Source organism: Collinsella sp. AF37-9 (assembly GCF_003475115.1).
Lineage (GTDB): Bacteria > Actinomycetota > Coriobacteriia > Coriobacteriales > Coriobacteriaceae > Collinsella.
On record NZ_QROQ01000009.1, the window covers coordinates 1 to 1,007 of the forward strand.

A 1,007-nucleotide genomic window follows, 5' to 3' on the forward strand; every position below is an offset into this window, starting at 1 on the left:
GCCTCGGTGGCCTCCTTGGCCGGGCGCCACCAGGACTCGTTCTCGACATACCAGTCGATGGTGGCCTTGAGCCCCTCGGCGAAGTCGGTGTGCGCCGGCCTCCAGCCGAGCTCGCGCTGGAGCTTGGTGGAGTCGATGGCGTAGCGGCGGTCGTGGCCGGGGCGGTCGGCGACCCAGTCGAAGTCCTCGGGGTCGCGTCCCATCGCCTCCAGGATCATGCGCAGGACCGTGATGTTGTTCTTCTCGCCGTCGGCGCCGATGAGGTAGGTCTCCCCCGTGCGGCCCTTGGTGAGGATGTCCCAGACGGCGCTGGAGTGGTCCTCCGTGTGGATCCAGTCGCGGACGTTCTCGCCGCGGCCGTAGAGCTTGGGGCGCACGCCGTCGATGATGTTGGTGATCTGCCTGGGGATGAACTTCTCCACGTGCTGGTAGGGGCCGTAGTTGTTGGAGCAGTTGGAGATCGTGGTGCGAAGCCCGTAGGTGCGGGTCCAGGCGCGCACGAGCATGTCGGAGGACGCCTTGGTCGAGCTGTAGGGGCTCGAGGGCTTATAGGGAGTCTCCTCGGTGAACTTCGCCGGGTCGTCGAGCGCCAGGTCGCCGTAGACTTCGTCGGTGGAGACGTGGTGGTAGCGGACGCCGTATTTGCGGACGGCCTCCAGCAGGCGGAAGGTGCCCTCGACGTTGGTGCGCAGGAAGGGCTCCGGGTCGGCGATGGAGTTGTCGTTGTGGCTCTCGGCGGCGTAGTGCACGATCGCGTCGTGGCCCGGCACGATCTTATCGAGCAGCGCGGCGTCGCAGATGTCGCCCACGACGAGCTCCACGCGGTCGGAGGGCAGCCCGGCGATGTTCTCGGGGTTGCCGGCGTAGGTCAGCTTGTCCAGGACGGTGACATGTACGCCCGGGTGGTTGTCGACCACGTAGTGCACGAAGTTGCTGCCGATGAAGCCGCAGCCGCCCGTGACGATGATGTTCTTCGGTTCGAAGAGCTCTTCAGACATGTTTCTATC

At 65.8% G+C, this 1,007-nt stretch carries 1 protein-coding gene; it reads right to left on the reverse strand.

Translation table 11 applies throughout. The annotated features are described in order from the left end of the window. The coding region (gene rfbB, locus DW024_RS04175; RefSeq protein WP_118377047.1) for a dTDP-glucose 4,6-dehydratase at window positions 1-998 on the reverse strand (998 nt) is incomplete at its 3' end. Window positions 999-1,007: the final 9 nt, after the last annotated feature.